The sequence below is a fragment of the Anabaena sp. WFMT genome, assembly GCF_051781005.1.
Taxonomy (GTDB): Bacteria; Cyanobacteriota; Cyanobacteriia; order Cyanobacteriales; family Nostocaceae; genus Anabaena.
Genome location: NZ_JBPWOA010000034.1, coordinates 116,407 through 138,976 on the forward strand (window position 1 = coordinate 116,407; position 22,570 = coordinate 138,976).

Sequence of the window (22,570 nt, forward strand, 5' to 3'; positions counted from 1 at the left end):
AACAGACTGGTAATACCTATAGTAAAACTTAAAAATTGGGTAATAAATCTGCTTGTTTACAAATTGCATTGGCATAGCAAATAAATCATATAGTTTGAAAATTAATTGTCCTGTTCATAGAATTACCTTAAGTTAAAAATTTGGAAATTAGAATCTAGTGCAATTATACAATCAGGAATCAATGACATCGAGATTTTCTGAAAATCATCAATATGTAATCGAAAAATAAGGGTTTAGCATTGCTAAACCCCTACAATCATTGACTATGTTCTATTTACGCTTCAATTACCACCCGCAGATTACCGCGTTTTTTCGCCACCCGACAAGCGGTAGTGCTACCAACTCGCTCAAATTCCAAATCGAGAATAGTGCCACCAACACGCAAATTATGTAAAGATAAACGATTGATTGAATCTGGCAAAGCAGGGTCAATGATTCGCAAACAATTATTTTGCGCGTCTGGAACTAAATTCACCATCATTTGCAACAATTGAAAAATGCTACCTGTAGCCCAAGCTTGGGGACTACAAGCAACGGGATACTGTACGGGAGCATTATCACCGTTAAGTTCGTAACCGCAAAACAGTTCTGGTGGACGTTGATAAGACTGATGGTTAGTCATGTCGAACAAACCTTGAAATAATTCCAAAGCTTGATCTATTAAACCGAGCGATCGCAATCCCATCCCAATCAGAGAATTATCATGAGGCCAAACAGAACCAGTATGATAACCCATAGGATTATATGCAGGAGACAAACTACTTAAAGTTCTAATCCCCCAACCATTAAACATATCAGGCGCTCGCAACCTTTCTGCCACACTGTAGGCTTTTTCTGGTGTAAAAATCCCCAATTGCAGACAATGACCCGGATTAGAGCTAATACTATCTACTTGATTTCCTTCCCCATCTAAAGCTAAAGCGCAGAAATCTTGGTCTTCAATCCAAAAATCTTTGTTAAATCTAACTTTGAGATTTTGAGCTTCTTCTTGCCAACGATCTGCCAAATCTAGACGCTTTTTCATCTTAGCAATTTCTGCTAATTTAATTTTGGCAGCATAGACATAAGCTTGCACTTCACAAAGAGAAATTGAACCATGAGCTAATTCCCCTTTTCTGTTGACAATACAATCACCAGAATCTTTCCAACCTTGGTTAGTCAAACCGCGTTTTGATTTCCGGTGATAGCTGAGATAGCCAGTTTGTTTGAGATTCCGATCAATCCAATCCATTCCTGCTAAAGCATTTCGCCAAAGTTGCTCTAGGGTGTCTTGATCATGAGTCCAAGCGTAGTAATCAGCATACAACATCAACCACAAAGGAGTCGCATCAACTGTCCCATAGTAAGGTGTATGGGGAATTTCTTGACAACGTGCCAATTCTCCCATTCGTAACTCGTGTAAAATCTTACCTGGTTCTTCTTCCCGCCATTCATCTTCTTTTTTACCTTGATATGTTGCTAACAGCATCAAAGTTTCTTTGGCAATTTGGGGATTTAACATCAGAGTTTGGGAAGCGGTAATAATAGAATCCCTACCAAACAAAGTTGAAAACCAAGGTACACCAGCCGAAACAGTTTTATACTTTCCAAAAGACTGACGCAACAAATACAAATCTTGTTCAGCCCTTTCAATCACTCGATTGAAAAGACTTTTATCAGAACTAATGCGAGTAATTTGTTGTACCCAAATTTGCTCCTCCATCAATTCAGAAGCTTTTGCTTGTACCAGAGTAATAGCTGCATTCACGGTGGAACTAGTCTGGTTATTGGTGAGCATATTCAGCCGATAACCTAGCTTTTGGGTTTCGTGAGAAGCTAAATCTAGCCGCCAAACCGCTGTGTAACCTTTGAAATAATCTGGTTGTCGGTGCTGGAATTGGATACGGGATTCCATGATTGCACCATCCAAACCTTGATAAGCCAGTGTCAGAGATTCTTCTCGGTGTGATGGATTTGCTAAAGGTGCTGCAACACCATCAGCTATTTCTTCTAAATGTGTTGGCTCTGCTAACCGCAACAATCTACCCCGTTTTTCGCGGTTATGACCACGGACTTCAAATAAGTCAACAAAATCCGCATCAAAGCTGAGACTGAGTTCAAAACTGATGCTAGTGGTGCTGTAGTTAGCTACTTCTATTTCTTCAAAAAGTGCGCCATTAAGTACTATTTCCCGACGAATGCCAATGGTATCAGCATTTAGGTGATTCTCAATTCTGGGATTAGTACACAAAACCGAGAGAGCAAAGCCCTTATCAGCGGTGCTACTCAGTAAAACAGGCGATCGCCCATCAATCTGCAATTCTAGACGACTCAAAAACCGTGTATCACAGCAAAACAGCCCCATGCTAGGATTCCCGTCATTCAAGGAACAACCAGAAATGTTTCCTATGGTATCTGTCACCAAAAATAAATCATCATCTTTAACTGTCAAAGTTGGCTGTGGTCTTTCAATAACCACACAAGGCCATTCTGGAATAGGTATCTGTTCTGCGGGAATAAAAGTCTTTCCATCCAATAAGATTTTTTCCGGGGTCATTAATGTATCCGGTGTCATGAGCTAAAATTCCCTATACAGGTCTAGATTTGCAGGACTGGGGCTTGGGATTGGGGAGGATGCGGGAGATGGGAAGAATATTTATCTTTCTCCTGACTTCTGACTTCTGACTCCTGCCTCCAATCACCAAATCCTTATCAATTTATCTGTTCTCTCTTTGAAGTCAAGGCTGGAAATTGGGGATTTTTACCTGGTTTATTCGTTGATGAGCATTAAGAGATGGTATACGTAGAAAATGCTTATCCTCGTGTTCACTTAAAAATTTTTTGAGTTTTACTAAGCCTACTAAGTATACAAAATAACCAAGCCGTTTTTTGGTTTTTTCGGCGATTCCTAGGTCGCGCTTCTCTACGAGACGCTACGCGAACCCTATCGCGCTCAAAAATTAGTAAAGCTTTAGCAACTTAGCTTTCAGCAGTATCCCATACTGTGGTATTTTTGCTGTATTTGCTGAAAAAGCTACAAGTTATCTTGGCTAGGCTAGATGATGGAAAAGCTAACCAAGAATGTATATTGGCCATAGGAACTTTGATTAATTTAAAGGGACTGGTAATGGGTGATGGGTGATGGTTAAAAGTTTTACCAATGACCAATGACCAATGACCAATAACCAGTTTTAATTTGTACAATTCATTTGTGAAGTGGATCTTGTCTAGATTGGGCGTTTAACGATATTCATGAGCATTTCGACTTCCGTGCTGAGTGATTTGCTACAGTCACTACCCTACCTGCGTCCCCAGTTATATTTCAAGGCTTCACTAACGGCGCTCTCCCATGCAATGGAAGATCAGGTTTTGGCGGCCACCTTGGATCAGCCCCTGATTATTGCTAGTTTTCAAAGAGAGCGATTCTACCGCCAAGAAGCTCATCGCTATCAACGGCTTTCACTACGAAGTAATCAAATATACGTATTGTCCGCGCCAGAAACAGAGTTTGCTAATAGCTCGGAATACTATGAAAAGGTAGCTTTTGAACCAAATGATGCTTTAAGTCAAGAGTGGCATTTGGTTGTTGTTGCCGATAATTATGCTACCTGCTTGGTGTGCCGGGAAAGCCTTGGCTCTATTGCCAAAAATCAGCAGTTACCAGAGGTTAGTCCTGGGCTAGATATGGACACAGCGCGAAGATTTGAGGGAATTTGGACTTCGGAGAGAGGAGTCAGTCTCAAAGCGGCAGAGTTGATATTAAGCAGGATTGAGGTTTATAGACCGGATTTAGCGGACAAAATTGGTCAGGCACGTCAGAGGTTTGGACTTGGTAAGTCAAGAAGAGAACTGGGAACAGTCCAAAACGAATATGCTTGTGATATTGATACTGACCCGTTTGTACAGCGCTTGGTAACTTACCTGCAAGCTAGTCAGTATAAATTGCATAAAGCCTACCGTTCGATCGCTCTCCAAGCCCGCAAAGAACGCCTGGTTAACTCGATTGGAACAGCTATTAGGCGATCGCTTGATCCGCAATCAGTTCTCCAAGTAGCTGCTCAAGAATTGGGTCAACATCTAGAAGCAGGACGCTGCTTAATTTATCGCGCTCAAGCTACTGATGACCAAGCTGTGATTGAACACGAATTTTTGAGTCCTGGTGTGGTGTCTGTACGGGGACAAACTTGGGAATTAGAACAAAATCCTCTGTTTCAGGAAATCACCCAACTAGGTGAAGGAATCTGTATTTCAGATACTTTAACTGACTATCGTGTCACCAGTTCAACTCCACTTTCTTTGATTGTCAAAAAGTTCGCCATTCGTTCTTGGTTGATGGAACCAGTGTTTTCTCAGGGAAGGCTATTGGGGATTGTCGAGTTACATTATTGTGATTTACCTATCCCAGAGTGGCAACCAGGAGAGTTGGATTTGGTGAAAGCGATCGCTACTCAAGTCGGTGCAGCCCTGATTCAAGCTGAAGCTTTCGCTAATTTAGAAGAACTGAACAAGCAGCTAGAAGCCCTAGATCGTACCCGCAGTAACTTAATAGCCATCACTGGGCATGAACTCCGTACCCCCCTATCTACCATTCAAGTTTGCCTCGAAAGCCTCGCTAGTGAGCCGGATATGCCTTTAGAGTTGCAGCAGGTGATGCTCAGTACAGCTCTTTCCGACTCCGAACGAATGCGGAAACTGGTACAAGATTTCCTCACACTTTCTAACTTAGAAAGTGGTCGAGTCCAATGGCATCCAGAAACCCTAAGTCTACAAGAATGTATAGATTTAGCTCTCAGCCGCTTGCGTACACGATCATCAACAGAAAAGATCCCCCAAATTAAAACGCAAATTCCGAAAAATTTACCTTTGATTAGGGCTGATGGTGATTGGCTAGTGGAGGTAATAGCAAAGCTGATAGACAATGCCTGTAAATTTACACCAGCAGAAGGAGAGATTAACATTAAGGCAACTACTCGCAACCGCACTCAAATGGTTGAGGTAACAGTAGCAGACACTGGACGAGGTATAGAACCCAACCGCCTAGAAATCGTCTTTGACCGCTTTTATCAAGAAGAGGGAGCATTACGACGGACTGCCGGTGGTACAGGTCTGGGTCTAGCAATTTCCCGACAAATTGTAACTGGTTGGGGCGGGAAAATTTGGGCAGAGTCCACAGGTAAAGACCAAGGCAGTAAGTTTCATTTTACCATTCCCATCGTTCAGGGTAGTGCAGAGGAAAAGCAGTCGTTTGTTAAAAGCAAATAGGTCAGGACTTACGCACGACGATGTTACCGGAAGCCTGATTCTTGAGTAGCGGTAATTCATGTAGCTCGCTTCCCCAAGGGTATTACCGCTACTTTCATTATTCAGACAATAAAAATCACGATACCAACAAACATCGTGTAAATCCTAAAATCCTGTAAATCCTGATTCAGACAAATTTGCTGATAATTACTGTAAACAAACGTATAAAAGTATTTACAACCAAACAGCGGCATAGTAAAACCAGTAACACCCACACACAACTAAACTGGTGACACCACTGGCATGGAAGCACCCCAAGGTCAACAAGAAATCAGCAACCAACAATTAATAATCCCAGAAATCGAAATTGGCATAGAAGCAGACCAAGAAGCAACAACCCCAGAACCTAAAAAACCCTTTGCCGAGTTCCAGAGTGCAGTACGGGCAGTAGCTATATCACCCCAGGGACGAAGACGCATTGTTATGGGTTTAGAAGATGGCACCATAGAAATTTGGGATGTGCTAACTGGACAAAAGTGGTTAAGCTGCAAAGGTCATACAGAACCTGTCAGGTCAGTAGCCTTTAGTCCCGACGGGAGTATGGTTGCCAGTGGCAGTCATGACCAAACAGTGCGGTTGTGGGATGTCCATACAGGAGAAGCCATAGGTCAAACATTCTCAGGTCATACAAGTTATGTTAACTCAGTAGCCTTTAGTCCCGATGGCAGTACGGTTGTCAGTGGCAGTTGGGATAACACAGTACGGTTGTGGGATGTCCATACAGGAGAAGCCATAGGTCAACCATTCTCAGGTCACACATATTCTGTTAATTCAGTAGCCTTTAGTCCCGACGGGAGTATGGTTGTCAGTGGCAGTAGAGACAACACAGTACGGTTGTGGGATGTCCAGACAGGAGAAGCTATAGGTCAACCATTCTCAGGTCATACAGAACCTGTCAGGTCAGTAGCCTTTAGTCCCGACGGGAGTACGGTTGTCAGTGGTAGTGAAGACCACACAGTGCGGTTATGGAATGTCAATACAGGAGAAGCTATAGGTCAACCATTCTCAGGTCATACAGAACCTGTTAGGTCAGTAGCCTTTAGTCCCGACGGCAATACGGTGGTTAGTGGCAGTTGGGATAACACAGTCCGGTTGTGGGATGTCCAGACAGGAGAAGCTATAGGTCAACCATTCTCAGGTCATACAGAACCTGTCAGGTCAGTAGCCTTTAGTCCCGACGGGAGTATGGTTGCCAGTGGCAGTCATGACCAAACAGTGCGGTTATGGAATGTCAATACAGGAGAAGCTATAGGTCAACCATTCTCAGGTCATACAGAACCTGTTAGGTCAGTAGCCTTTAGTCCCGACGGCAATACGGTGGTTAGTGGCAGTTGGGATAACACAGTCCGGTTGTGGGATGTCCAGACAGGAGAAGCTATAGGTCAACCATTCTCAGGTCATACAAGTTATGTCATGTCAGTAGCCTTTAGTCCCGACGGCAGTACGGTTGTCAGTGGTAGTGAAGACCATACAGTCCGGTTGTGGGATGTCAATACCGGACAAGCCATAGGTCAAACATTTTCAGGTCATACAGAACCTGTCAGGTCAGTAGCCTTTAGTCCCGACGGGAGTATGGTTGTCAGTGGCAGTTGCGACAACACAGTCCGGTTGTGGGATGTTAACACCGGACAAGCCATAGGTCAACCATTTTCAGGTCATACCAGTTCTGTCAGGTCAGTAATCTTTAGTCCCGACGTGAGTATGGTTGTCAGTGGTAGTTGCGACAACACAGTCCGGTTGTGGGATGTTAACACCGGACAAGCCATAGGTCAACCATTTTCAGGTCATACAAGTTATGTCAACTCAGTAGCCTTTAGTCCTGACAAGAGTATAGTTGTCAGCAGCAGTTGGGACAAGACAGTACGGTTGTGGAATGTCAGTACAGGACAAGCCATAGGTCAACCATTTTCAGGTCATACCAGTTCTGTCAGGTCAGTAGCCTTTAGTCCCGATGGTAGTACGGTTGTCAGTGGCAGTTATGACAAGACAGTACGGTTGTGGGATATTTCCGACCCCCAGCGCAAGCGCCAAATAGAAATAGGAAAACAAGAAAAGGTTTATTCCGTTGCTTTTGACCCACTGGGAGACTACATTATCAGTGCTGGTGAAGATGGTATCAAAGTTTGGCGTTGGCAAAGATTTAATATTCGTCGTGTTCCCCAGGCTTTCCGCAATGACCAACCCAGCGGTGAAGACTCTCTAGATGTGGCTAAGGAACTGCAATCTCTAGCTGATGTATTAATGTTGCGGAGTCTTCAACCTCCTTTAGCAGTGGCGATTTTAGGCAGTTGGGGTAGCGGAAAATCTTTTGGAATGCACCTCATTGAAAAACAAATTACCAAAATTCGCTGTCAACAAATAACTGCAAAACAGACATGGGGACAAAAGGGAGATGAACCAAATCTTTCTCCTTATGTTGGTCATGTTTACCAAATCAAATTTAATGCCTGGAGTTATGCTAAATCTGATCTGTGGGCAAGTTTAATGCAGACTATTTTTGATCAACTTGACCGCCAATTAACTTTAGAAAAGCAGCTAGAAAAAGTTTCTAATTTGCTGGCTGGAGGTGATATTTGGCGTGTTGTCAATCAGATGAATGATGGTGATAGAAAGGCAATATTAGAATCAGAATTAGGTAAAGACGTATTTGCTAAATTGGAAGATGGTAATGCGCTTTGGGATATTCTCAGTGAAGTTAGAGAGGAAGAACAGAAAAAGTTAGAACAAACGGAACAGGAATTACAAAGCTTAGAAACAGAAGTGCGAAAAGAAAATGAGAAAATAGCAAAAGAAGTAAATCAAGAATTTGAAAATAAATCAAGAATCATTGTCTTTTTAACTCAACTCAAAGAACTAAGTAAAGACAAATTTGGTAAATCTATTCTCAAAGATTTTCTTAATACCTACGATTTCAAAGATAAAAATGATTTAGAAACTCAATTTCCGATTTTTAAGAATTTGGATAAATTAGAGGAATCTCATTTAATTGAAAAAGTTGAAGATTTGATTAAAACTAGAGATAGCAGAATAGATAATATTATTAAAAAGTCAGAGAAAATTAAGAATTTTGTAGAAGAACAACCTAGTAGAATAGTTGGGTTAATAGAATTTATTAAGAAAGATAAAAAAATATTAATCATTTTTATAATTTTAACGTCTTTACCATTTATATCTTATTTTGTCATTGTTTATATTTTACCTAATCTTTTACCAGCAATAGCACGAATAACTTCAGTTTTAAAATTGTGGTTAATTACAATTTCTACACTTCCTGCTACAGGTATGGGAATTAAAATATTAAAGAAGTTAAGGATTTTTCAAGCTAAAACTAGCAGATTATTCAAGGTAGCGAAAGAAAGCGTAGAACAGGAAAAACAGAAACTTGCTGTTGAGAAGGAAAAGAAAATTCAGGATGAAATTAAAAATAAGAATTCTGAAAACCAGCAGAAAATCGAAAACCTCCAAGCACAAATCGAACGACAAAAGCAGCGTATTGGTTTAACTGCTCAATATAAATCATTATTGGATTTTGTCAACAACCGTTTAGAGGATAATTCTTATCAAAAACTTTTAGGTTTAATGCACCAAATTCAAGATGATTTAGCAGATTTATCCGACCATTTAACCTATAAATCAGGAAATACAAATCCTGAAAAACTCGAAGTTCTTAAAAAACATTTCCCCAGGGGACCAGCAAGAATAGTTTTATATATAGATGATTTAGATCGTTGTCCTCCTGATAAAGTTGTCCAAGTTTTGGAAGCTGTGCAATTATTGTTAAATACGGAAATATTTGTCATTGTTTTAGCAATAGATGATCGTTATATTGGTCGGGCTTTAGAACAAATTTACAGAGGAGTTTTAAAACGTGGTGGTACTCCTTCCGGTGTTGACTATTTAGAGAAAATTATTCAAATTCCCTACCGAATGCGACCTATTAGTAAGAATGTAACAGTTAGTTATTTAAAATCTTTGGTAGATATTGAAGAAGAGTTTAAAAAAGACTGTCGAGAAAATTCCACAATTTTACAACAAGTAACCAATCAAAGTAGCTTTTTGCAACAAACTACAGGGAAAGATATTATTTACTTACAACAACTAACTGATGAAAGTAGCACTTTCCAACAAACAACAGGAGAAGATAATATCCCTTTACAACAAGTAAATGATGAAAGTAGCTTTTTACAAGAATTAAAACAATTTCCAGAAAAATCATATCAAGATGAAATTGAGGAAATACCTGTTGATACTGAAGAACAAACAGAGGAAAATTATAATTTATCAGTATCTACTGCTACTAAAAATCTAGATGTTAAAGGTATTGCTGAACCAATAATTAAAGAAGATAATAATAGAAAAATACAATATTCTTCAAATACTGACCCATTAGTTAGTTTTGAAAGGTTTACTGCTGAAGAGTTCGCATGGATATCAGAATCTTGTCAGCACGTAGATTTAACTCCGAGAACCGCAAAACGACTAATTAATATTTGCAAAATTATTAAAATTATCTGGACTCCAGTACCTCATGATACAACATGGAAACAAGAACCCAAACCAGAATACAAACAAACATTAATTGCATTTTTAGCTTTAGCTGGTAGATATCCCAAAGAAATAAGAAAAATCATAGCAGAGATTTATTTAGAATTTGAAGAAACAGATGAAGATACGATAATAATTGAAAAAGATGATTTTCTGAACCGCTTACAAAACCAAGATGGATATATGGATAGCTATAATAAAAGGGAGTGGAAGAAGTTTAAAAATGACTTCCTAAAAATGTCACCCCAGGATAATTGTTATTTTGAAACTAGAACTTTCAATTTAGCGATTTCTTTCTGTTTTGTCGGTGATATAGGCTATGACCCCGATGATAGTTATAATCGTGAGAATAGATTTGAAGATAATAATAAAGATGATGGTTTTTATAGAGAAAATTTGTAATTCTATCGCAATTCGATAAGTATTATTCCATAATCCAAAATTGAATGACTATTATTAGATTTTTGTTGGTTATAGTTTGCGGTTTGCACTTAACAAAATGTAGCTTATGTAAAGAATTTTAAATTTATGTAATTTAATGTTAATTGTACATTGATTCTCAAAAATTGTTCTATTGTTCCTTGATGTAACATTCTGAACCCTTTAGCCAGACTCAATCACTAAAAACTGTTACAGTCTATGACGCGATCGCAATATAAGCTTGTAGGGGGTGTTAGTATGCCCTAAAAACGTTGAAGGACATTTTTTTTATGGCAGAAAAACTGACTGGAAAAACTCCCCTCTTTGGTGGTAGCACTGGTGGATTGCTCAAAAAAGCAGAAGTAGAAGAAAAGTACGCTATTACCTGGACTAGCCCCAAGGCTCAAGTTTTTGAAATGCCTACAGGTGGCGCTGCGACAATGAACCAAGGCGAAAACTTGCTATACTTGGCTCGTAAGGAGTATGGCATCGCTTTAGGCGGTCAACTGCGGAAATTCAAAATCACAGACTACAAAATTTACCGGATTCTACCCAGCGGTGAAACCACTTTCATTCACCCATCTGATGGTGTGTTCCCAGAAAAAGTTAACCCCGGTCGTGATAAAGTCCGCCACGTACCCCGCAGAATTGGTCAAAACCCCAGCCCTGCACAACTCAAGTTCAGTGGTAAAGCTACTCACGATGCTTAATTAGTAATGAGTGCTGAGTGCTGAGTGCTGAGTGAAAATCAGGAGTCAGTACTCAGCGCTTAAATCAGCAGCTAAATATAAATAATAATTATGATTTTTCCCGATTTTCACCAATTTACAGAACTAGCTAAACAAGGTAACTTTGTCCCGGTTTATCAGGAATGGGTAGCTGATTTAGATACTCCCGTTTCTGCTTGGTATAAAGTATGTGCAGATCAACCTTATAGCTTTTTACTGGAATCGGTGGAAGGTGGAGAAAAAATAGGGCGTTATAGTTTATTAGGTTGTGATCCTCTATGGATTTTGGAAGCTAGAGGTGATCAAACTACCCAAACACACCGCGATGGTTCTCAGGAAGTTTTTACAGGTGATCCTTTTACAGTTTTAGCCGAATGTCTTGCACCTTATCACCCAATCAAGTTACCGCAACTACCTTCAGGAATTGGCGGTTTATTTGGGTTTTGGGGTTATGAGTTAATTAATTGGATTGAACCGCGTGTACCAATTCATTCCCAAGATGAGCGTAATATCCCTGATGGATTATGGATGCAGGTAGACCACCTGTTGATTTTTGACCAGGTAAAGCGGAAAATTTGGGCGATCGCATATGCTGATTTACGTGACCCAGAAGTTAACTTAGAGGTAGCCTATCAACAGGCGTGCGATCGCATTCAGGAAATGGTCAGCAAGCTATCTTTACCCTTATCGCCACAAAATACTCAATTAGCTTGGACAGCGCCTGGAAACAAGCCGAAAGCGGGAATAGAGGAATACACCAGCAACTTCACTCGTCCCGATTTCTGCACCAGTGTCGAAAAAGCTAAAGAATATATCAAAGCTGGTGATATCTTCCAAGTCGTCATTTCTCAACGCCTATCTACCGAATATACAGGGAATCCCTTCGCCCTTTACCGTTCACTACGCCAAATCAATCCTTCACCTTACATGGCGTATTTTAACTTTAAGGATTGGCAAATTATCGGTTCTAGTCCTGAAGTCATGGTGAAAGCAGAATGCGACCCTGATGGGGGTATAATCGCCACAGTCCGCCCCATTGCAGGAACTAGACCAAGAGGGAAGACAACCCAAGAAGATGCGGCTTTCGCTGAAGATTTACTCCAAGACCCCAAAGAAATCGCCGAACACGTCATGTTAGTTGATTTAGGACGCAATGATTTAGGGCGTGTGTGCGAAAGCGGTAGCGTGAAAGTTGATGAATTAATGGTAGTTGAACGCTATTCCCATGTCATGCACATTGTCAGTAATGTGGTGGGTAAATTAGCAAATGATAAAACAGCCTGGGACTTACTTAAAGCCAGCTTCCCAGCCGGTACAGTTAGCGGTGCGCCGAAAATCAGGGCAATGGAAATCATCAACGAATTAGAACCAAGTCGCCGGGGGGTGTATTCAGGTGTGTATGGCTATTATGATTTTGAAGGACAATTAAATAGTGCGATCGCTATTCGGACAATGGTATTGCATAATCATACCGTCACAGTCCAAGCAGGTGCTGGTTTGGTAGCTGATTCAGAACCAGAAAAGGAATACGAGGAAACGCTAAATAAAGCTAGAGGACTTTTAGAAGCAATTCGTTGTTTGCGGTGAACTCTATTTCCTACGAAGAAGGGAAATTAAAATCAACACTGGAGCTAAACTATGATACCAGCTATTAGCAAACCTTCAACATTACTTGGTCGGATTAAAGTTGAAAAGGTAGATAAATTCAATTTATTTAAATTTAATGATGAACTCCAGAAGCGAATGGAAGAACTTTTGGATAGAAAAAAAGCTGATTTACTGACTTCAGAGGAAGTTATAGAACTGGAAGCTATTGGAGAGTTAGACAGAATTTTCACTCACATAAATGCGATGTTAGTAGCTCAAGTATGACTATTGACGATACTACTAGGGAATTAGTGCGTAAACGAGCAAAATATCTATGTGAGTATTGTCACTCTCCTGAGCGCATTTCTACAACTCGATTCACCTTAGATCATGTAATACCTAAATCTTTGGGTGGTGCTGATGATATTGATAATCTAGCTTTAGCTTGTCGTCGGTGCAATGAACGCCGCTACAACTTTTTAGCAGGAATTGACCCAAAAACACAAGCCATTACCCCTTTATTTAATCCCCTTCAACAAAAATGGTCTGATCATTTTATCTGGAGTGCTGACGGTAAAACCATTTTAGGAACAACTCCCACAGGTAGAGCTACTTGTAAACGACTTGATCTTAATGATGATCGATATACAGAAGATGATTCTATCCGCAGTGCGCGAGGTTTTTGGGTAAAAGCTGGTTTACATCCTCCTGATGAAGATCCGCGTCAGGTATTATAGAGATGATTTTGAAGGATAATTGAATAGTGCGATAGAGTTCGCGTAGCGTCTCGTAGAGAAGCGCTCCTAAGGAATCGCAATTCGGACAATGGTATTGCATAATCATACCGTCACAGTCCAAGCAGGTGCCGGTTTAGTAGCTGATTCCGAACCAGAAAAAGAATACGAAGAAACGCTAAATAAAGCTAGAGGATTATTAGAAGCAATTCGTTGTTTGCGTTAAATCAGTTATCAATGGGTAAATGTTGTCATAATTCATGATCCAGAAATAATACTTATAAGGATTTTCATAAGTGTTGATAAATCTTCTGGAACTCGATAACGTTTTTGATCTTGAGTTACTTGACGACTTGTGCGGTTATAAACTCCAAAACGCCAATCTTCACCAGTCGTAACTGCTCCATAAATAAGCTCAGAAGTAGATTTTGTCCATTGATCAAGTGCGATTAATTCAATAGCAAGTTGAGTAAATCCCCTCACTAAATCTGATTGTTTTGCTTCAATAACTAATAAATTTTGAGGTGCAGCAATATAATAATCTACAGTTCCTTTCAAATAATCATTTACTGCAATGGAATATTCTATATTCAGTCGCTGATTAGTTAAATCACATACCTCAAACAAAATGGGACCAATTAAAGCCTCACGTCTAGCAGTTTCATTCACTAAATCTATGTGAGATAAATTACGCTGAATCTGGTGCTGTAAAAACTCTAAATTTAAAGTTTCTGAAGATTCAGGTAATGTTAAATCTTTCCTTTCAATAGTGCAGTTTAATTCCGCTACAATATCGTCAATAGTAAAAGATAACTCAAAATATCGGCTGAAAGGATAAGATTCACCAGCTTTCAGAATGCGACGGGAACTCATAAAAAACCTAAGCCAGATTTACATTCATCTATTTTATAACAAAATAAGTATAGTGATATAAACTGTCCTTTATTTATTTTTTAGTAATACCATAAATATAATAATCATGCTGTTGCGCTGCATCATAGGGTAATTGCTGAAGTTCATCTTCAGTAATTTCTTGAGCAATTTTCCAAATATTTTTATTAGTTAATTCTTGATTTTTAACTTTATCATTAGGTTGTAATTGAATAATATTTTTTAAAAATCATTAGTGTCTAAAAGATACATCACTCAAAAGGATTAATACGATTATTAATTTTCACTTTACCTCTGGTTTCAGAGACTAACTCCAGACATTCTTCTAAGTCGTCCCCTACCCATGTACCAGCATGACGTAAAATTGAAAGTCCTGAAGCTGGCCTATAGTTAGTTTTTTCTGATAAATTTGTTTCTTGTTTATATTTAATAAATTCGACAAATTCATCAATCAATTTTAAATTTTCGGGTGAAATAGTTAATAAATTTTGTTCAATTTTTTGTCTTAATTCAAGAGAGTTCATAATTTTGACCTCCTAATTACAATTAACATATTTTAAAAAAATTCCCTATAATTTTACTATTAAATAAAGCGGTGAGTAATCATTTTCGTAAAGTTCTGTTTATGTCACTTATGTTAATTCATTTTTAATTTGATTTATTGCGTTTTTTAGATCACCTGAATTACTCCAATTTACAAAACCACCATAAATTAAGTGTCCATCATTATCAGCTAGAAAAATATGGTTAAGTCCAATTACGTTTTTACAAGTTTTAACTACAGTACCATCTTTAAGCACAAATATAGGTCTAGACCATTTAAAATCTCTGTCGTGACACTGCACTATACTAGGTACAGCATCTAAAATTTCTATAGCTTTCTGTGCAAATTTTGAAATAGTAACTGCTTTTTCAGCTTCATAAAGCACATCATCAGTAATGTAGTTAATTACTTTCCCAAATACAGATACTTCAAAAACTTCCCACATGATTTTTTATCCTATTACATTAATTAGATTTTAAAATTGTGGCAATATTATCCTTATTAAGGATTACTACTTGCATAAGGTATATAAAGTAAGTAAGATTTTTACTAGAAACTTTGCAAATAATGCCTTTTCATTAATGCACTTAGTAGCTATTATTGAAATAATTTTTTATTATAGGAGATAGCAAATAAACAATTTTTATTTGCAAAATTTATTTATACAAAGCTGTGATCAAAAGTGGAGGAAGTTATTTAAAAATTACCTCCTCCCGAATTTCAATATTCAAAGCGCGTTGAACTTTCAAAATCTTTGTGAAACTAGAATTAGCATATTGATTAGCCTCATCACGTTGTACCTGTTGTTCCTTAACATTTAAACGTTCAGCTAATTGTTCTTGAGTTAATCCACGAAAAATCCGTGCTTTAATTAATGCTTCAGGCAATTCTTCTAAAGAACTACATTCCAACCTATCTATTTTCCTTGCTTTGAGGTTTTCATATTCTTCGACTTGTTCTAATAGTTCTTCTATTTCACCATTAAGTGAACCTAAATATGATTGATGTCGTAACTTTTCATTTTCATTATCTTGTGGAGGTACTTTTTTTTCTAGATTTTCTATTGCTAATTGAAATTTTTTAATCTGAGCTTTAGTAATCATATATTGGCGTTCATTTAAAATCATAGTCAACTTCCTTTTTTACTATTAATTTTAGTCAGAATATTACCCAAATTAGAGTAATATTCTTTGGTTAATGTTCTACAAATCTATTGCAATTATCCCTCTATTATTAAGATTTTTGTCTTTTTGAAAATATTCAATAAAAGTTTCATAATCATTGGCGTAAAGATAAGCTTGAAAAATTTCACCTCCATAAATCTTTTTTTGCGCTAATCTTTTATTTCTGCCAGCATTAAATAAATTTATATCTAAAGACTGTAAGATTTTAAAATCTACACTCTTATCATCCCATAGAAGGTCAAAGTCTTTTGGATATGTTTTTCTACTAACAAAACTACCACCAATATAAATTCTATTACATCCTGCTTGTTTTAATATTTCACTGACTCTTGTCATACCTTCTAAAAGCTGTTGACGACGTTCATTAAAAGCTAGAACATCTTTAATTTCTTCCCAGGTGGAAGGATGAATACCAGCAGGTAAATTTCCATTTTGCTCGAACATTGGGATCATTTTTAGTTGTCCTAGTGTTTTTAACTACATTTGGCATATCCATATCAATCCTTGTTTGTGTATCAGTCTAATCATAACACAATAATTTTGTTGTGTTTACTCTGATGGAAAATTTACCCATAAAAAAAGCGGGCTAACCGCTATTACATGGTTAACCCGTTCAGCTTTGGGAACGCGCAGAGAAATTATTATTGCAATACCAACTTGACATTGGCGTTTTGCAGACCGCGCTGTTTTACTTCAGCCAAAGTCTTGTTAACGGCGTATTTTTGGTTAATAGAGTTGATCAACTCGGTTTGGTTGTGCTTCTTAGCAACGCCCCACAAGTCAGCGATAAGGTCAAAAGAACCATCACTGTTGCGAGACCAACCTAAATCGTACTCGCCTTCCAATACAGCAACGATGTCGGAACGTACACGCTGACCGTTATAACCACGAACATCAGCTTCTGTCTTTACGCTAATACCTAAGTCGCGCAAAGAAGACTTCAGAATTTCGGCATCGGTGATTTTGGTACGCAGAGTGCTAAAGTGAGACATTTGGGTTTCCTCCAATGAGAAGATTGATGAGAAAAACGACAACGGTTTCTTTTCAGCCAAGCCGCATTGATTGGGAGCGGCTTTTTTCTTCTAAACTGTTAGCTTCGTAGCTAACCTTTCCCCCCTGACATTGCAGGAGAAAGCTTTTAAAACTCCATGCGCTGATATTCAGCGACGGAGGATGCTGCGGGTCTAGCACGCTGTCTGGCCCAGTCTCTTAAAGCTGTGACCTGTTCTTGCATCGTTCGTGACAGCGGTAAAGTTGACTTCAATGCAGCAATAATATCTAATTGGGTGAACTCCCGATCTTGGGCGAAGGCTTCATACATAGCCGCAATGATCGCTTGTTCAATTTCTGCCCCAGAGAAGCCGTCAGACATTTTAGCTAGTTGTTCCAAATCAAATCTAGCAATATCTTCGCGCCGTTTGGTTAGGTGAATGTTGAAGATATCCTGACGTTCTTCAGGTGTGGGCAGATCCACAAAGAAAATTTCATCAAAGCGACCTTTCCTCAAAAACTCTCCAGGTAGGCGTTCTACGCGGTTAGCAGTCGCCATTACGAAAACTGGAGATTTCTTTTCTTGCATCCAGGTGAGGAAAGAGCCGAAAATTCTACTCGATGTCCCCCCATCGGAATCACCAGAACCTGCACTACCCGCGAAAGATTTATCCAACTCGTCGATAAACAGAATCGTTGGGGAAATTGATTCTGCTGTTTTTAGGGCGTTCCGCAGATTTGCTTCACTTCGACCCACCATTGAGCCGTCGTATACCCGCCCCATATCTAACCGCAAGATTGGTAAACCCCATAAACGGGAGGTAGTTTTGGCAATTAGTGACTTACCACAACCGGGAACACCGAGAATCAACATTCCCTTGGGTTGAGGCAGACCATACTCTCTCGCTCTTTCTGTGAAGGCGTTAGAGCGTTGTTTGAGCCACTTTTTCAATTCTTCCAAGCCACCAATAGCATCTATGGTTTCATCTTCTTCGATGTATTCTAGGATGCCATTGCGCCGAATCAGTTGTTTCTTCTCAGATAGAACTATATCTACTTCATCTTCCGTTAGTCGTCCGGTAGTTACCTGCGCCTTACGGTATACTTTTTCAGATTCGTCTTTAGTTAGACCTAAAGCTGCTCTGAGAAGTTTTTCTCGGGCTTCGGTTGTGAGCCGACGGCCACGATGCTGTTCTTGGTGGTTGGTTAAAACTTTGTTCAACTCAACCATATCTGGGAGTTGGAAGTCTAGGACAACAACCTCTTTTTCTAGTTCGATGGGAACTTGTTGCATGGGAGACATCAAGATGATGTTCTTTTGCATTCCTTTGAAACTAGCGATCGCATCCCGTAGCGATCTGGTTGTTGCTGGTGCATCAATAAACGGATGTAAATCTTTAAGAATAAATATACCGGGTTCTTTCTGGCGAATAATCCACTCAATCGCTGCCTCTGGAGAAACAGTATTATGTTGAGTCACATTCCGGGGTTGACCGTACTCGACGATACCGTGAGTTACTGTCCATACATATACCCGGCGTTGGGGCTTTAATAATTGAGCGATTGTGTTAATTGCTTGCTCTGCCCGCTCTTCCTCGGAGGTCACAAGGTAGATTAGAGGGTATTGAGCTTGAATGAGGATATTGAGCTCTTCTTTCATACAATCGACCTACTTGAGACCTTATAGAGACAGTACAGTCATCGCCGCTTGTTATAGATAACTAAAACTATGAACTACTTATTCATAATTCCTATCTAGCAAGGAACTAATTCTTCCTCACCCTTGGGATGGGTTTCATCTTGTTCCATTTCGTCAATGGATAGATGATCGTGACCTATTATTCCTGGTTGATTACCTAAAGCTACTAGTTCGGCATTACGTAAGGTAAGTGAACTTTCACAAGTAGGACACGAATAAACTCTATGTGTTCGCCCATAAGCAGACGCTTCTAACTCTTCTACTAATTCTGAATTTGTCAGGTAGAAATTAAGGGCGCGTTCTGCGAGTTCTGACATCGGTTCAGAATCAACTGCTGATCGAATCTTCAATCTTCTGTGCAGTTCTGGCGATAGATACAAAGTAACCTTTTGCTTAGTTTGCATATGACTAAATAGCGGTCTTACCCGGGTATGTAACTAACGTTATCGACTCTTTGATTTCTTGTCAAGATGGTAAAACGTTTTAACAGCTATTTTGTTACATATCTTAATAACTGATGCTGACAATTACTCACAAAATCATTAACTAAGTGATTTATGAAACAATAAATCTAGTGGATAAACCGGGACTAAAAGAAATTAATTCCTCTCAAGAATGAGGATGAAAGCTGATCTAACTCTACTATCGGTAAATTGGGTAAAGGGTGTAATTATGTCTATTGCTGCGGTCAAAACATATAATTTGAGACGAATAATTGTGGCTTTAGTCTCCGGTATTAGCACAGCGATGATTTCTTCAGGGTGTAGCGGTACTAGTTTCCCAACCTCCACACTGACATGGGAGACTTACCAAAATCCTCGTTATGGGTTTGAGTTTCCCTATCCCAGTAATTGGACTTCTTTAGCACCACCAGACAACAACGATGGAGTTACTTTTATTTCACCACAAAACCAAAATACAGAAATTCGGGCTTGGGCAAGCAAGGAGTTACCAGAGTCAATTACCCAAGACCAAGAGACGATAAAACAGATAGATCATAACTTTGAAACTGCTCAAGGCGTTTCTGGAGTGATGGTTGTAGAAGTTGGTCAACAGATGAGTTCTATGACACTGACCATAACTCAAGGTCAAGTGAAATATTATTGGCAAGGACAAAGCAACAGCAAAGAATTTAAAGAACACTATCGCTTGTTTTATTACATTGCCCAGCAGTACAAGATTAAGTTATGGATGAGAAAATCCTGGCAGGATGACTCAGTACCGAGTACTCAGGACTCAGTACTCAGTACTCGGTACTGACTAATGACCAGAATTAATGAGTGAGAGGGGACAGAAACCTGATAGATTTAGCTATCAGCGAGTAAAAACTGGTAAAAATGAAAGTCCTGGTTATTGGTGGCGATGGGTATTGCGGTTGGGCAACTGCACTCTACCTTTCTAATCGAGGTTATGAAGTTGGAATTTTAGACAGTTTGGTGCGGCGACATTGGGATAATGAACTCGGTGTTGAGACTCTGACCCCAATTGCATCAATTCAACAACGTCTCCAGCGATGGCAAGATTTGACTGGTAAATCTATTGACCTATTTATCGGCGATATTAACAATTACAGTTTTCTGCACAAAGCCTTACACCAATTTCAGCCAGATTCCATAGTGCATTTTGGTGAACAGCGTTCGGCTCCCTTTTCGATGATCGACCGCGAACACGCAGTTCTCACTCAGGTAAATAATGTAGTTGGTACATTGAACTTGCTGTATGCCATGCGGGAAGATTTTCCTGATTGTCATTTGGTGAAGTTGGGGACAATGGGTGAATATGGGACACCCAATATCGACATTGAAGAAGGTTATATCACCATTGAACATAACGGACGCAAAGATACTTTGCCCTATCCTAAGCAGCCGGGTTCAATGTATCACTTGAGTAAAGTGCATGATAGCCATAATATTCAATTTGCTTGCCGGATTTGGGGCTTACGGGCAACAGATTTAAATCAAGGTATAGTTTACGGCGTTCTCACCGAAGAAACGGGGATGGACGAACTATTAATTAACCGTCTTGATTATGATGGCGTTTTTGGTACAGCATTGAACCGTTTCTGTATTCAAGCTGCGGTAGGACATCCTCTCACGGTTTACGGGAAAGGTGGACAAACTCGCGGCTTTTTGGATATTCGGGATACGGTGCGATGTATTGAAATAGCGATCGCAAATCCTGCCCAACCTGGAGAATTTCGCGTATTTAACCAATTTACCGAACTATTCAGTGTTGGTGATTTGGCAATGATGGTGAAAAAAGCCTCGAATTCACTGGGCTTGAATGTGGAGATCAATAACATTGATAACCCCAGAGTTGAAAAAGAAGAACACTATTTCAACGCTAAAAACACTAAACTGCTCGATTTAGGCTTAGAACCACATTTTCTCTCTGATTCTCTACTTGACTCGTTGTTAAACTTTGCCGTTAAGTATCAGAAACGAGTTGATAATAACCAAATTTTGCCTAAAGTTTCTTGGCATAGAAAGTAGGTGAGAGTTCTGAGTACCGAGTACCGAGTACCGAGTGGTTGAGGATTATTCCTACTCATTACTTGTTACTCATGGCTCGGTACTGACTTGCTTCTCCTGACTTGCTCCTCCTGACTCCTGACTCCTGCTTTCCAGTTTTTTATGAGAATTGCCCTATTCACGGAAACCTTTTTACCCAAGGTTGATGGGATTGTTACCCGTCTACGTCACACTGTTGATCATCTGCAACGGGATGGTAATCAAGTCTTAGTATTTGCTCCTGAAGGTGGCATAACTGAACATAAAGGCGCGAAAGTTTACGGCGTTAGTGGCTTTCCTTTACCTCTGTATCCAGAGTTGAAAATGTCACTTCCCCGCCCTTCTATTGGTTACGAATTAGAGCGGTTTCAGCCAGATATTATTCATGTTGTTAATCCTGCTGTTTTGGGACTATCGGGGATTTTTTATAGTAAAGTTCTCAAACTTCCCTTGGTGGCTTCTTACCATACACATTTACCTAAATACCTGGAACATTACGGACTAGGAATGTTAGAAGGTTTACTTTGGGAATTGCTCAAAGGCGCTCATAATCAAGCTGAATTAAATTTATGTACATCCACAGCAATGGTGGAGGAACTATCTGCACATGGGATTGAGAGAGTAGATTTGTGGCAGCGGGGTGTGGATACAGAATTATTTGATCCTGATTTGGCAGATCCAGAAATGCGATCGCGCCTGACTCAAAATCATCCTGAAAGTCCCTTACTTTTGTACGTAGGTCGTCTTTCCGCCGAAAAAGAAATTGAGCGCATTAAACCAATTTTAGAAGCCATTCCTAATGCAAGATTGGCATTAGTAGGGGATGGACCCCACCGTCAAGCACTAGAAAAACACTTTGCCGGCACAAATACTTATTTTGTCGGTTATTTAATGGGGAAAGAGTTAGGTTCGGCCTTTGCTAGTGCTGATGCCTTTATTTTTCCTTCCCGCACAGAAACATTGGGATTAGTCCTACTAGAAGCAATGGCAGCTGGATGTCCAGTAGTTGCAGCCCGTTCTGGAGGAATTCCTGATATTGTCACAGATGGGGTAAATGGATATCTTTTTGATCCAAAAGCAGATATTCAAGAGGCGATTGATGCTACAGTTTGTCTATTGCAATACCAACAAGATGTAAATATTATCCGTAAAAATGCCCGTAAAGAAGCAGAAAATTGGGGATGGGCAGCTGCTACACGCCAATTACAAGATTACTATCACAAGGTAGTCACATCTAAAAAGATTACCAAAGCTTTCTAAACGGGCTTTTTTCATTGAAGGCGGGCAAATCCGCCCCGCATTGAGCAGAAAAATGAAGAAGGAGTCAGGAATCAGAATCAAGACGCTCGTTCCTCGCTAACGCTGCGCTATCAGTCGGGGATACCCTGCGGCCAAGCTACAGACCCGCAACTGATTGTAGACCACCAAATCTACGATTTGGTGGGGTCTTAAACCCGG

Annotated in this window: 18 protein-coding genes and 1 pseudogene; 10 read left to right on the plus strand and 9 right to left on the minus strand. The window is 39.6% G+C overall.

The features are described 5' to 3' along the window. Positions 1-274: 274 nt before the first annotated feature. Positions 275-2,554 carry an amylo-alpha-1,6-glucosidase gene (locus tag ACSQ6I_RS23055; protein WP_438892590.1) on the minus strand — a complete coding sequence of 760 codons (2,280 nt, stop codon included), beginning with the start codon at positions 2,552-2,554 and terminating at the stop codon, positions 275-277. A 677-nt stretch (positions 2,555-3,231) separates the two neighbouring features. Here ACSQ6I_RS23055 and ACSQ6I_RS23060 point away from each other — a divergent pair. From ACSQ6I_RS23060 to ACSQ6I_RS23090, 7 genes and pseudogenes are all read left to right on the plus strand, one after another. Next, the gene (locus ACSQ6I_RS23060) at positions 3,232-5,241 is read left to right on the plus strand and encodes a DICT sensory domain-containing protein (protein ID WP_438892591.1); all 2,010 of its coding nucleotides are present in this window, start codon (positions 3,232-3,234) and stop codon (positions 5,239-5,241) included. A gap of 282 nt (positions 5,242-5,523) precedes the next feature. Continuing rightward, positions 5,524-10,227: a P-loop NTPase fold protein gene (locus ACSQ6I_RS23065; protein WP_438892592.1), complete on the plus strand. Its 4,704-nt coding sequence runs from the start codon at positions 5,524-5,526 to the stop codon at positions 10,225-10,227. Between the two features lie 308 nt (positions 10,228-10,535). Continuing rightward, a complete protein-coding gene (locus ACSQ6I_RS23070; protein WP_438892593.1) occupies positions 10,536-10,955 on the plus strand; it encodes a photosystem I reaction center subunit II PsaD in 420 nt (139 codons plus the stop codon). A gap of 90 nt (positions 10,956-11,045) precedes the next feature. Then, positions 11,046-12,560 (plus strand): anthranilate synthase component I, encoded by a 1,515-nt coding sequence (gene trpE / locus ACSQ6I_RS23075; RefSeq protein ID WP_438892594.1) that lies wholly within the window; start codon positions 11,046-11,048, stop codon positions 12,558-12,560. Positions 12,561-12,611: 51 nt separating this feature from the next. Further along, positions 12,612-12,845, plus strand: coding sequence for a hypothetical protein (locus ACSQ6I_RS23080; RefSeq protein ID WP_438892595.1), 234 nt, complete (start codon positions 12,612-12,614; stop codon positions 12,843-12,845). Continuing rightward, the gene (locus ACSQ6I_RS23085) at positions 12,842-13,297 is read left to right on the plus strand and encodes an HNH endonuclease (protein WP_438892596.1); all 456 of its coding nucleotides are present in this window, start codon (positions 12,842-12,844) and stop codon (positions 13,295-13,297) included. The genes ACSQ6I_RS23080 and ACSQ6I_RS23085 overlap by 4 nt, the downstream gene beginning before the upstream one ends. Positions 13,298-13,370: 73 nt before the next feature. Beyond that, positions 13,371-13,520 (plus strand): annotated as a pseudogene (locus ACSQ6I_RS23090) (chorismate-binding protein); the annotation flags it as partial. 32 nt (positions 13,521-13,552) lie between these two features. On the opposite strand, the gene ACSQ6I_RS23095 reads toward ACSQ6I_RS23090, so the two are convergent. From ACSQ6I_RS23095 to ACSQ6I_RS23130, 8 genes are all read right to left on the minus strand, one after another. Next, on the minus strand, positions 13,553-14,167 hold the full coding sequence (locus tag ACSQ6I_RS23095; protein WP_438892597.1) for a hypothetical protein: 615 nt from the start codon (positions 14,165-14,167) through the stop codon (positions 13,553-13,555). A gap of 269 nt (positions 14,168-14,436) precedes the next feature. Further along, positions 14,437-14,709, minus strand: a complete 273-nt coding sequence (locus tag ACSQ6I_RS23100) for a hypothetical protein (protein ID WP_438892598.1) — start codon at positions 14,707-14,709, stop codon at positions 14,437-14,439. 108 nt (positions 14,710-14,817) lie between these two features. After that, complete coding sequence (locus ACSQ6I_RS23105; RefSeq protein ID WP_438892599.1) at positions 14,818-15,174, minus strand: hypothetical protein; 357 nt, start codon at positions 15,172-15,174, stop codon at positions 14,818-14,820. A gap of 247 nt (positions 15,175-15,421) precedes the next feature. Continuing rightward, complete coding sequence (locus tag ACSQ6I_RS23110) at positions 15,422-15,856, minus strand: helix-turn-helix transcriptional regulator (RefSeq protein ID WP_438892600.1); 435 nt, start codon at positions 15,854-15,856, stop codon at positions 15,422-15,424. Between the two features lie 75 nt (positions 15,857-15,931). Further along, positions 15,932-16,357, minus strand: a complete 426-nt coding sequence (locus ACSQ6I_RS23115) for a DUF6932 family protein (RefSeq protein WP_438892601.1) — start codon at positions 16,355-16,357, stop codon at positions 15,932-15,934. 197 nt (positions 16,358-16,554) lie between these two features. Next, a complete protein-coding gene (locus ACSQ6I_RS23120; RefSeq protein ID WP_048868763.1) occupies positions 16,555-16,905 on the minus strand; it encodes a DUF1257 domain-containing protein in 351 nt (116 codons plus the stop codon). 146 nt (positions 16,906-17,051) lie between these two features. Beyond that, positions 17,052-18,563, minus strand: coding sequence for a stress-responsive protein Ycf46 (gene ycf46 / locus ACSQ6I_RS23125; protein WP_438892602.1), 1,512 nt, complete (start codon positions 18,561-18,563; stop codon positions 17,052-17,054). 95 nt (positions 18,564-18,658) lie between these two features. Beyond that, positions 18,659-19,006: a hypothetical protein gene (locus tag ACSQ6I_RS23130; protein ID WP_438892603.1), complete on the minus strand. Its 348-nt coding sequence runs from the start codon at positions 19,004-19,006 to the stop codon at positions 18,659-18,661. 211 nt (positions 19,007-19,217) lie between these two features. Here ACSQ6I_RS23130 and ACSQ6I_RS23135 point away from each other — a divergent pair, with 211 nt between their 5' ends. From ACSQ6I_RS23135 to ACSQ6I_RS23145, 3 genes are all read left to right on the plus strand, one after another. Beyond that, positions 19,218-19,862 carry a hypothetical protein gene (locus ACSQ6I_RS23135; RefSeq protein WP_438892604.1) on the plus strand — a complete coding sequence of 215 codons (645 nt, stop codon included), beginning with the start codon at positions 19,218-19,220 and terminating at the stop codon, positions 19,860-19,862. A 77-nt stretch (positions 19,863-19,939) separates the two neighbouring features. Beyond that, complete coding sequence (locus ACSQ6I_RS23140; RefSeq protein ID WP_438892605.1) at positions 19,940-21,094, plus strand: NAD-dependent epimerase/dehydratase family protein; 1,155 nt, start codon at positions 19,940-19,942, stop codon at positions 21,092-21,094. A gap of 141 nt (positions 21,095-21,235) precedes the next feature. Further along, positions 21,236-22,372 carry a glycosyltransferase family 4 protein gene (locus ACSQ6I_RS23145; protein ID WP_438892606.1) on the plus strand — a complete coding sequence of 379 codons (1,137 nt, stop codon included), beginning with the start codon at positions 21,236-21,238 and terminating at the stop codon, positions 22,370-22,372. Positions 22,373-22,570: the final 198 nt, after the last annotated feature.

Excerpts from the sequence above, each read along its gene's own strand:
- ACSQ6I_RS23055 (WP_438892590.1), bottom strand. The coding sequence starts at position 2,554 with ATGACACCGGATACATTAATGACCCCGGAAAAAATCTTATTGGATGGA.
- ACSQ6I_RS23060 (WP_438892591.1), top strand. The coding sequence starts at position 3,232 with ATGAGCATTTCGACTTCCGTGCTGAGTGATTTGCTACAGTCACTACCC.
- ACSQ6I_RS23065 (WP_438892592.1), top strand. The coding sequence starts at position 5,524 with ATGGAAGCACCCCAAGGTCAACAAGAAATCAGCAACCAACAATTAATA.
- ACSQ6I_RS23070 (WP_438892593.1), top strand. The coding sequence starts at position 10,536 with ATGGCAGAAAAACTGACTGGAAAAACTCCCCTCTTTGGTGGTAGCACT.
- trpE (WP_438892594.1), top strand. The coding sequence starts at position 11,046 with ATGATTTTTCCCGATTTTCACCAATTTACAGAACTAGCTAAACAAGGT.
- ACSQ6I_RS23080 (WP_438892595.1), top strand. The coding sequence starts at position 12,612 with ATGATACCAGCTATTAGCAAACCTTCAACATTACTTGGTCGGATTAAA.
- ACSQ6I_RS23085 (WP_438892596.1), top strand. The coding sequence starts at position 12,842 with ATGACTATTGACGATACTACTAGGGAATTAGTGCGTAAACGAGCAAAA.
- ACSQ6I_RS23095 (WP_438892597.1), bottom strand. The coding sequence starts at position 14,167 with ATGAGTTCCCGTCGCATTCTGAAAGCTGGTGAATCTTATCCTTTCAGC.
- ACSQ6I_RS23100 (WP_438892598.1), bottom strand. The coding sequence starts at position 14,709 with ATGAACTCTCTTGAATTAAGACAAAAAATTGAACAAAATTTATTAACT.
- ACSQ6I_RS23105 (WP_438892599.1), bottom strand. The coding sequence starts at position 15,174 with ATGTGGGAAGTTTTTGAAGTATCTGTATTTGGGAAAGTAATTAACTAC.
- ACSQ6I_RS23110 (WP_438892600.1), bottom strand. The coding sequence starts at position 15,856 with ATGATTTTAAATGAACGCCAATATATGATTACTAAAGCTCAGATTAAA.
- ACSQ6I_RS23115 (WP_438892601.1), bottom strand. The coding sequence starts at position 16,357 with ATGTTCGAGCAAAATGGAAATTTACCTGCTGGTATTCATCCTTCCACC.
- ACSQ6I_RS23120 (WP_048868763.1), bottom strand. The coding sequence starts at position 16,905 with ATGTCTCACTTTAGCACTCTGCGTACCAAAATCACCGATGCCGAAATT.
- ycf46 (WP_438892602.1), bottom strand. The coding sequence starts at position 18,563 with ATGAAAGAAGAGCTCAATATCCTCATTCAAGCTCAATACCCTCTAATC.
- ACSQ6I_RS23130 (WP_438892603.1), bottom strand. The coding sequence starts at position 19,006 with ATGCAAACTAAGCAAAAGGTTACTTTGTATCTATCGCCAGAACTGCAC.
- ACSQ6I_RS23135 (WP_438892604.1), top strand. The coding sequence starts at position 19,218 with ATGAGGATGAAAGCTGATCTAACTCTACTATCGGTAAATTGGGTAAAG.
- ACSQ6I_RS23140 (WP_438892605.1), top strand. The coding sequence starts at position 19,940 with ATGAAAGTCCTGGTTATTGGTGGCGATGGGTATTGCGGTTGGGCAACT.
- ACSQ6I_RS23145 (WP_438892606.1), top strand. The coding sequence starts at position 21,236 with ATGAGAATTGCCCTATTCACGGAAACCTTTTTACCCAAGGTTGATGGG.